Source organism: Azorhizophilus paspali, from assembly GCF_043587585.2.
GTDB classification, from domain to species: Bacteria; Pseudomonadota; Gammaproteobacteria; order Pseudomonadales; family Pseudomonadaceae; genus Azotobacter; species Azotobacter paspali.
In genome coordinates, this window is sequence record NZ_CP171449.1 from 4643090 (window position 1) to 4651599 (window position 8510).

An 8510-nucleotide genomic window follows, 5' to 3' on the forward strand; every position below is an offset into this window, starting at 1 on the left:
CCCCCTGAGCGACTAGGACGATGAAGGGCGCCAGCGTGTTCAGCCCGAACGATGAACACGCCCGAGGCGCTTTTTTGATTCATATCACATTTCTGTAACAAAGGAGTTCTGCTTTACCAAAAGGGGAAGCGATGGGAACGGATGCTTGGTGTCCTTACGTCTCAGCGTAGCAGTGTCAACACCAGTGGCAGGCTGGCGGCAGCCAGCAGAGTCTGCAAGGTGATGAGACCGGCCATCAGGTGGCCGTCACCGCCCAACTGGCGGGTCAGCACGTAAGCGCTGGGAGCGGTGGGCAGGGCGAAGAACAGTATCAGTACAGTGCTTTCCTGCACCGGCAGGGCGAGCAGGCGGGTCAAGATCCAGGCCAGTAGCGGCATGGCGAGCAGGCGCAGGACGCAGTTCCAGGCCAGGGTCGGCAACTCGCCGGCGAGCTCCCGCGGTTGTAGAGCGGCGCCGACGCAGAGCAGGCCGAGCGGTAGGCTGGCGGCGGCGAGCAGGGACAGCAGGCGGTCGCTGCCAGTGGGCAGGGGCAGTTCCGTCAGGTTGATCAGTGCTCCGGCCAGGCAGGCGAGAATCAGCGGATTCCGCAAGATCGGCAGAAGCAGGCGCACATTGAGTCCGGGTTCGCTCCTCAGTGCCCAGACCGACAGCAGGTTCACCGCCGGTACCAGCAGCGCCAGCATCAGCGCGGCCAGGGCTAGGCCCGAAGGACCGAACAGGCTGCCGATCACGGCTAGTCCTAGGTAAGTATTGAAGCGCAGCAGGCCTTGGGCGAGGGCACCGAAGCGTGCGGCGGGCCAGCCGTACAGTCGCCGTCCCAACTGCAGGGCGGCCCAGGCCAGCATAAGCCCCAGCAGCACGGCCGCACTCAGGCGCGGTAGGGCTGGGTTGTCCAGCGGTGCCTCGGCGAGGCTGTGGAACAGCAAGGCGGGAAACAGGATGAAGTAGTTCAGCCGTTCGGCTCCGGGCCAGAAGTCTTCAGCGAGGAAGTTCTGGCGGCGCAACAGGTGGCCGCCAACGATCAGCGCGAATAACGGCCAGAGGGCCAGCAGCAGAGCGGGCATGAGTATCCCCACGATTCCCAGGAGCTGTCATCTTGGGCAGGGGCTGTGCCGTGAGGCAAGCGCTTGGCATGCACGGACCAATCCGCAGGGAGAAGCTTGACGTCTGAAGGTGAAGGCCTTGACCACAGTACATTCCTGTTCGGGATGCCCGGATGTGGGCAAGGCCGTTTGCGGTTTTAGCCTTCCAGGGTGGCTTTCAGGTTGATTTGCGCATTGAGCAGTTTGGAAACCGGGCAACCTGCTTTCGCCTGATTGGCGATTTCATTAAACCGCTCTGGCGTGGCGCCCGGCACCCGGGCCTTGAGGGTCAAGTCGATGACGGTGATGGCGAAGCCCTCACCCTGTTTTTCCAGAGTGACGTCGGCCCGGGTTTCCAGCCGTTCCGGAGTCAGGCCCGCATCGCCCAACAGTTTGGCCAGCGCCATGGAGAAGCAGCCGGCATGGGCCGCACCGATCAACTCCTCGGGGTTGGTACCGGGCTGGTCCTCGAAGCGGGTGTTGAAGCCGTAGGGCTGCTCCTTGAGCACGCCGCTCTGGGTACTGACGCTACCTTTGCCTTCCTTCAGCTTGCCTTGCCAGACGGCCGATCCTGTTCTTTTCATGGGGTGTCCTCTGTCGCGTGAGTGTTCTCATCAGAGGGGAGCGGGACGGACAAGTTCGCTGCCGGGCAGTTGCAGGCCGTCGGCTGCCTTGTGCAGCGCGCGCAGATGGTCGCCGAGCTGGTGGAGATTGGTTTCGACGCCCTGTAGTTCGGTCAGGCGCTGCGCTGGCAACAGCGTGCGCAGTTCCTGGTCGAGGTCGTCGTTGAGTTGGCGCAGGTTCTGTTGACGGGCAGTGCTCTGTTGTTCGAGGTGGGCCCACTCGCCGGCTTGTGGCAGACCGTAGCCGCCGTCGAGCAGCTCCGCAGGGCGGCTCAGAAAGCCACTGTTGGCGAGGATCTTGTCCAGGGTGGCACTGGCCTTGGCCAGCTCAGGGCTGCGGCGATCTTCCTGGCGGCCGCTCAGGTAACGCTGCTTGAGTTCTTCCTGGGCGAGCAGCAACTGACGACGCATAGCTGCCTGCTCGAGCAGCAGCAGGGCGGCGCTGGCGCGCAGATCGGTGCGGGCGAACCAGGGGCGACGCTCGTCAGCGGGCAGTGCGAGCCAGTTCTCGACGCTTTCCTGGGGAACGCTCAGGCGCTGACGCAGGATCGCGAACATCGCCTGGTAACGTTCGCGGAAGGAGTCGAAGCGGTAGCCCAGGCGTAACGCCTCCTGCGGGTCGTCCAGCCGGCTACGGTCGGCCAGGCCGCGCCCGACCAGCAGCTCGAGCAGGCCGTTGGGCATGATGCTGTCGAGACTCTCCAGTTCGCTGCGGGCGGTACCGGCGCGCAGCAGCTTGAGGGTCTCCACCGCGCAGTTGTTGGACAGGAACCAATAGTCGCCGTCATAGCTCCAGTGCTGTTCGACGGCGCGTTCGACCAGCGAGCGGCGCTCCTCGTCGCTGAGCCTGAGCGGCACCGAGGTCAGATTGCGCAGCTCGACCTTGGTGTATTCGTCGATCACCTGGTCGAGCGGCAGGATGAACAGGCGCGAAGGATAGCTGCCGGTGAGCCCGGCCCAACTGGAGAGCTGCACATCGCCGACGAAGGCCCGGTAGGACAGCACTAGGTGATGGTCTAGATCCAGCCGGCAGGCCGGTCCGCGCGGCCGTCCGGGGGCGCAGATCACCAGGCGCAGCATGCTGTGTCCCCAGCGGCTGGCCCAGTTGTCATTGGCTTCGGCGAACAGGTAGTCGACTTCGTAGACCCGTTCGGGATCGAGCTGGCCGAGGGGCCGGCGGGCGAAGTCGCGGCTGGCATTGAGGTAGGGATAGGTTGGCGGGCATTCGGCGTGTGTCGCCGGAGCCCAGTCGAAGTGTTCCCTGAAATAGCGGTATAGCGACGGACGCCGGCAGGCATAGGCCGGGTCGAGCAGGAAGTACTCGATGTTCACCGCGACGAATTCGCGGGGATTGCTCAGTTCATAAAGGTCCGGGCTGCGCGCCACCTGGCCGTTATCGCGCTCGCGTTCGCCGCGGCGGCCGACGGCCTGCTGCCAGCCGGCCAGATCGAGCAGACGCGGATCGTCGGAAAGCGTAAAACGGCGCGCAGTCTGGCCACGGCAGTGCTCGGCAAGGCCAATCGGACCAAGGCTATCGGCTTGCTGGCGGCAGCGGTTCATCAGCAGCCTGTCTTCCGTCGACCAGGCACGGCTGCGGTCGTAGAGGTGAGTCAACTCATGCAGCACGGTGGCCAGCAGTTCGCGGCGCATCGTGCCATGGGGGCGGCCGGTTCGTGCGGCGGCCGCCGAGCCATCGGCCAGGCCCGGCAACAGGATGGCGCTGAGTTCGAGGCGATCCGGGCGGCTGGCGCGGCCATAGCCGTTTTCCGGCAGGCGACTGCTCCAGCGTACTTCCACGCGCCGATCCAATTGCTCGCGCAGGCGGGGCGGCAAGGCGGCCTGGGCTTCATCGAGCAGGGCCCGGCTGGCCTGTCGCTCGCTCTCGCTCAGCCCTTCGGCATGCAGGACGAGGCGCAGCTCGGCATGCAGGCCGGCGCTGGCCTGCAGCAGGACTGCAGCGAGCAGCCAGGCGTGACCTCTGGTCACCGGGCCAGGATGGCTTCGGCCAAAGCCAGGTCGCTGGCTTCACGGGCTTCCGGCAGACGCTCGCGAATCGCACCGAGAGCGGCTTCCAGTTGTGCGCCGCGGATCGCGCCGTCGCTGGCGACGAAGCTGGCGGCGTCGTCGCGGGCGTCGATCACCACCTTCATGTCGCGAATCGAAGTGGTGGTGTCGGAAGTGAAATCGATGGAGCGGTCGAGGGAGCGTACCACGATGTTGCTGGTTTGCTCCAGGCTTCGAGCCTGGGTAATGGTGCTGAGCAGCAGCAGGGCGATGGCGAGCAGAGTGTGACGCATGTGGGTATCTCGGTTACGGCAGAGGGTGTTTCGATGAACAGGGAGTTCGGGGCTATGCCTATGGGATGGCAGTGAACATACTAGGTTGACAGCCGGCAGTCGCGAGGCGAAAAAGTAGCGGAATCCACTCTGCCGAACCAGTATTCCGGGATGAGTGGGATTCCGTGTCGAGAATGAGCGGCCACGCGCCGTACCGGCTGTGACGGGGGCTTCGGCTCAGAAGGCGAGGATTGCCTCGGCTAGTTGTCGATCGCTGGCTTTGAGCTGCGGGTTCTGCTGACGGATATGCTGCAAGGCGGCTTCCAGATGTGCGCTGCGAATGGCGCCTTCGCTGGCGACGAAGCTGGCGGCGTCGTCGCGGGCTTCCAATACTATTTTGTCGTCATCATCGTCGGAGGTGAGATCGCTGGTCGATTCGCTGGAGTTGGCCAGCGCGTTGCCGATCGTATCGGTGGTGGCGAGGAGGCTGCTGGCCACGGTGCTGGTGGTAGTAGCGAGCAGGGCGGTAGCGACCAACAAGAGCAGGCGGGACATGCAAAACACTCCTTTAATGAGAGGACAACAGGGTGCGGCCGTAGCCGCACCCTGTTGTCACAGCCTAATAAAAAGGCCGTGGCGAGTCACTTCATTGTGTTTTGGCACGAGCGTTCCGCCCACTTCCCAAGCGATAAATCATGCCACCGCCTTGACCATGTCTTCGAGCACCTTCTTGGCGTCACCGAACACCATCATGGTTTTGTCCAAGTAGAATAGTTCGTTGTCGAGACCCGCATAGCCGCTGGCCATCGAGCGTTTGTTGACGATGACGGTCCTGGCCTTGAAGGCCTCCAAAATCGGCATGCCGGCGATCGGCGACTTGGGATCGTTCTTCGCCGCCGGGTTGACCACATCGTTGGCGCCCAGCACCAGCACCACGTCGGTCTGGCCGAACTCGGAGTTGATGTTCTCCATCTCGTAGACCTGTTCGTAAGGTAGTTCGGCCTCGGCCAGCAGCACGTTCATGTGCCCAGGCATGCGGCCGGCAACCGGGTGGATGGCGAACTTCACGTCAACGCCATGCTCGGTGAGCTTTTCCGCTAGCTCCTTCAACGCATGCTGGGCGCGGGCCACCGCCAGACCGTAGCCGGGAACGATGATCACGCTGTCGGCGTTGGACAGCAGGAAGGTCGCATCGTCCGCCGAGCCGGACTTGACGCTGCGCTGTTCCTGGGCGGTTTCAGTGCTGGCGGAGGCGTCGGCGCCGAAGCCTCCGAGCAGCACGTTGACGAATGACCGGTTCATGGCCTTGCACATGATGTAGGAGAGGATCGCGCCACTCGAGCCGACCAGCGAACCGGCGACGATCAGCATCGAGTTGTTCAGTGAGAAGCCGATGCCGGCTGCGGCCCAACCCGAGTAGCTGTTGAGCATCGACACCACTACCGGCATGTCCGCGCCGCCGATGGGAATGATCAGTAGCACACCGATGGCGAAAGACAGCAGCAACAGCAGGGCAAAGGCTGCGGTACTGCCGTTGAGGGTGAAGGTCAGGCCAAAGGCGAGGATCAGCAGGCCGGCCAACAGGTTGATCAGATGCTGGCCCTGGAACCGCACCGGAGCGCCCTGGAACAGGCGGAACTTGTACTTGCCCGACAACTTGCCGAAAGCAATCACCGATCCGGAGAAGGTGATGGCGCCGATCGCTGCGCCGAGGAACAGCTCCAGACGATTGCCGGTCGGAATCGGGGCATCTATGTTCTGTACAATGCCCAGCGACTGCGGCTCCAGCACGGCGGCGATGGCGATGAACACCGCGGCCAGACCGATCATGCTGTGCATGAAGGCGACCAGCTCGGGCATCTTGGTCATTTCGACGCGCTTGGCCATCAGGGTGCCGACGCTACCGCCGAGCAACAGGCCGAGAATGATGAAGACGATGCCGCTGCCGGCGACTTCGGCATTCAGCTTGAACACCAAAGCCAGCGTGGTGAGCACGGCGATGGCCATGCCGGCCATGCCGAACAGGTTGCCGCGCTGGGAACTGGTCGGATGCGAAAGCCCCTTCAGTGCCTGGATGAAGCACACCGATGCGATCAAATAAAGGAGGGTGATCTGGTTCATGCTCATTCTTATTTGGCCTCCGCCTTCGCCGTTTTCTTCTTGAACATTTCCAGCATGCGCCGGGTGACCAAGAAGCCACCGAACACGTTGACGGCCGCCAAGGCCACGGCGAGGGTACCCATCAGCTTGCCCAGGCCGGTTTCGGTGAGCGCTGCGGCGAGCATGGCGCCGACAATGACAATCGCCGATATGGCGTTGGTCACTGCCATCAGCGGTGTGTGCAGGGCGGGCGTGACGTTCCACACCACGTGGTAGCCGACATAGATCGCCAGCACGAAGATGATCAGGTTGTAGAGCCCGTCGGAAATCAGGTCCATGTCTTTGTCCTTATGCGTTTTCTTTCGTTGCCTGCACGGGGGTGGTCGACGGGCCGGAGGCTCCGCCATTGTTCCGCACGACCCGGCCGCCCTCGCACATCAGGCAGGCCTTGACGATGTCGTCTTCCAGATCGAGGTGGAGGTGGCCTTCCTTGTCGACCACCAGCTTGAGGAAATCCAGCAGATTACGCGCGTAGAGTGCAGAGGCGTCGGCCGCTACCAGGGCCGGCAGGTTGCTGTGACCGATGATGGTCACGCCATGGCGGACCACCACCTCGTCGGGTACCGTCAACGGACAATTGCCGCCCTGTGCGGCGGCGAGATCGACGACCACCGAGCCCGGCTTCATTTCCTGTACGGTGGCTTCGTGCAGCAGGGTCGGTGCCTTGCGGCCGGGAATCAGCGCAGTGGTGATGACGATGTCAGCCTGCTTGGCGCGTTCATGTACCGCCTTGGCCTGGCGCTCCATCCAAGATGCCGGCATCGGCCGGGCATAGCCGCCCACGCCTTCGGCACATTGGCGTTCTTCTTCGGTTTCGAAGGCGACATCGACAAACTTGGCGCCGAGGGACTCGATTTGCTCCTTCACCGCTGGGCGTACGTCGGAGGCCTCGATCACGGCGCCCAGGCGCTTAGCCGTGGCGATTGCCTGCAGACCGGCGACGCCGGCGCCGAGGATCAGCACGCGAGCGGCTTTCACCGTGCCAGCGGCGGTCATCAGCATCGGCATGAAACGTGGGTAGTGATTGGCTGCGAGGATGACGGCCTTGTAGCCGGCAATGTTGGCCTGTGAGGACAACACGTCGAGGCTTTGTGCCCGCGAGGTACGTGGTGCCGCCTCCAGTGCGAAGGCGGTGATGCCGCTGTCGGCCATGCGTACGATGTTGCCATCGTCGAACGGGTTGAGCATGCCGATCAGCACTGTGCCAGCTCTCATCTGGGCCAATTCCGCCGGGGTGGGAGCCACGACCTTGAGCACGATGTCGGCGCCGAAAGCCGTCGCTGCGTCGCCGATCCTGGCGCCAGCCGCTTCGAATGCACTGTCCAGAAGGCTGGCATTGAGACCAGCGCTGCTTTGTACGGTGACAGCGTGACCCTGGCTGACCAGCTTCTTCACGGTCTCCGGTGTCGCGGCAACCCTTGTTTCCCCGATGAGGGTCTCTAGTGGAACGCCAATATGCACGTTTTTCTCCTTGTTTGATTTCGTAACTCTTCCCTGGGCCAAAACTCGACGGAGTCTTGTTCGGCCATAGCGAAACATTGGTGTCCTAGACTGGAAGCGGACTGCCGGGACATCCGATTCGACAGAGCTGCACGTCTCTGTCGCTTGAGACGCGGATGAACCTGGGAAGCTGCTTCATTCCGTGTAGAAAACAGCACATCCTACTTTAGTCTAAAATACCCACTCTATCAGAGTGGGTAGACGCGCAGTTGCATGCCCTCCTGTAGCTGGCTTTGACGATCTATCTCTTTGTAGGGCCGTGTCCGGTCACTTTCCTTGATCTGTGCAATCGGGTTATCCACGGCGCTCGCCGGGCTTTGGCGCCAAGAGCGTAGGAGGGTCAAGCGTCCTGGCATGGGGCGATGCTCGCCACTGGCGTTACCCTTTCTCGATGATGCCCAGAGTGAAGGTGGAAACTTCCGAAGCGACCCACCTTCTTTCTTTCGGTTCGCGGCAAGCGCTCCTACACAGTCGATTTAAGACGTCCAGGAGGCCAGCAACTGATCCGCAGACTTGGTCTGCGCTCCATCACCGGTCTTAGCCCAACTGGCCTTCATCCTGTTTCAGGCTCCAGACCATCGGGGGAATGAGTCTGACCTAGCGTGCGGAGAGCGAAGCGGGAACGTTCAAGCCAGGAAGAAGTTCTGGATCTTGATTGCGAGCAGATCGCTACCTTGCGGCAGTGTGGAGTGCTCTGGTTCGTGACTGGGTACATATTGCTTCGGCTAGGGCGCTGTCTTTGTTTATTTGTGTCCGTTTCGCTGGCAGCCAGGAACATATGAAGTACCGAATTACCCATCCATCACCCGTATGAGGGGGCCTTGCGTCGTGTTTATAAAAAGTTTGAATTAAGTGTTGACGTTCCGTTT

8 protein-coding genes are annotated in these 8510 nt (G+C 62.4%); all 8 read right to left on the minus strand.

The window, feature by feature from the left end; translation table 11 throughout:
* Positions 1-161 precede the first annotated feature (161 nt).
* Positions 162-1064 carry an AEC family transporter gene (locus ACGI6K_RS22475; protein ID WP_376947671.1) on the minus strand — a complete coding sequence of 301 codons (903 nt, stop codon included), beginning with the start codon at positions 1062-1064 and terminating at the stop codon, positions 162-164.
* A 176-nt stretch (positions 1065-1240) separates the two neighbouring features.
* Positions 1241-1666 (minus strand): OsmC family protein, encoded by a 426-nt coding sequence (locus ACGI6K_RS22480; RefSeq protein WP_376947669.1) that lies wholly within the window; start codon positions 1664-1666, stop codon positions 1241-1243.
* Between the two features lie 30 nt (positions 1667-1696).
* Entirely contained in the window at positions 1697-3691 is a 1995-nt protein-coding gene (locus tag ACGI6K_RS22485; protein ID WP_376947667.1) for an Lnb N-terminal periplasmic domain-containing protein, read from the minus strand.
* Positions 3688-4002: a DUF2388 domain-containing protein gene (locus ACGI6K_RS22490; protein ID WP_376947665.1), complete on the minus strand. Its 315-nt coding sequence runs from the start codon at positions 4000-4002 to the stop codon at positions 3688-3690. Before ACGI6K_RS22490 ends, ACGI6K_RS22485 begins: the two co-directional genes overlap by 4 nt.
* A gap of 216 nt (positions 4003-4218) precedes the next feature.
* Positions 4219-4536 carry a DUF2388 domain-containing protein gene (locus ACGI6K_RS22495; RefSeq protein ID WP_376947663.1) on the minus strand — a complete coding sequence of 106 codons (318 nt, stop codon included), beginning with the start codon at positions 4534-4536 and terminating at the stop codon, positions 4219-4221.
* 138 nt (positions 4537-4674) lie between these two features.
* Complete coding sequence (locus ACGI6K_RS22500) at positions 4675-6108, minus strand: NAD(P)(+) transhydrogenase (Re/Si-specific) subunit beta (RefSeq protein WP_376947661.1); 1434 nt, start codon at positions 6106-6108, stop codon at positions 4675-4677.
* Positions 6109-6110: 2 nt separating this feature from the next.
* The gene (locus tag ACGI6K_RS22505) at positions 6111-6419 is read right to left on the minus strand and encodes an NAD(P) transhydrogenase subunit alpha (RefSeq protein ID WP_012698875.1); all 309 of its coding nucleotides are present in this window, start codon (positions 6417-6419) and stop codon (positions 6111-6113) included.
* 10 nt (positions 6420-6429) lie between these two features.
* Positions 6430-7602, minus strand: coding sequence for a Re/Si-specific NAD(P)(+) transhydrogenase subunit alpha (locus ACGI6K_RS22510; protein WP_376947659.1), 1173 nt, complete (start codon positions 7600-7602; stop codon positions 6430-6432).
* Positions 7603-8510 lie beyond the last annotated feature (908 nt).

Coding starts and splice junctions, on each gene's coding strand:
- ACGI6K_RS22505 (WP_012698875.1), bottom strand. CDS start 6,419: ATGGACCTGATTTCCGACGGGCTCTACAACCTGATCATCTTCGTGCTG.
- ACGI6K_RS22495 (WP_376947663.1), bottom strand. CDS start 4,536: ATGTCCCGCCTGCTCTTGTTGGTCGCTACCGCCCTGCTCGCTACTACC.
- ACGI6K_RS22490 (WP_376947665.1), bottom strand. CDS start 4,002: ATGCGTCACACTCTGCTCGCCATCGCCCTGCTGCTGCTCAGCACCATT.
- ACGI6K_RS22500 (WP_376947661.1), bottom strand. CDS start 6,108: ATGAGCATGAACCAGATCACCCTCCTTTATTTGATCGCATCGGTGTGC.
- ACGI6K_RS22480 (WP_376947669.1), bottom strand. CDS start 1,666: ATGAAAAGAACAGGATCGGCCGTCTGGCAAGGCAAGCTGAAGGAAGGC.
- ACGI6K_RS22475 (WP_376947671.1), bottom strand. CDS start 1,064: ATGCCCGCTCTGCTGCTGGCCCTCTGGCCGTTATTCGCGCTGATCGTT.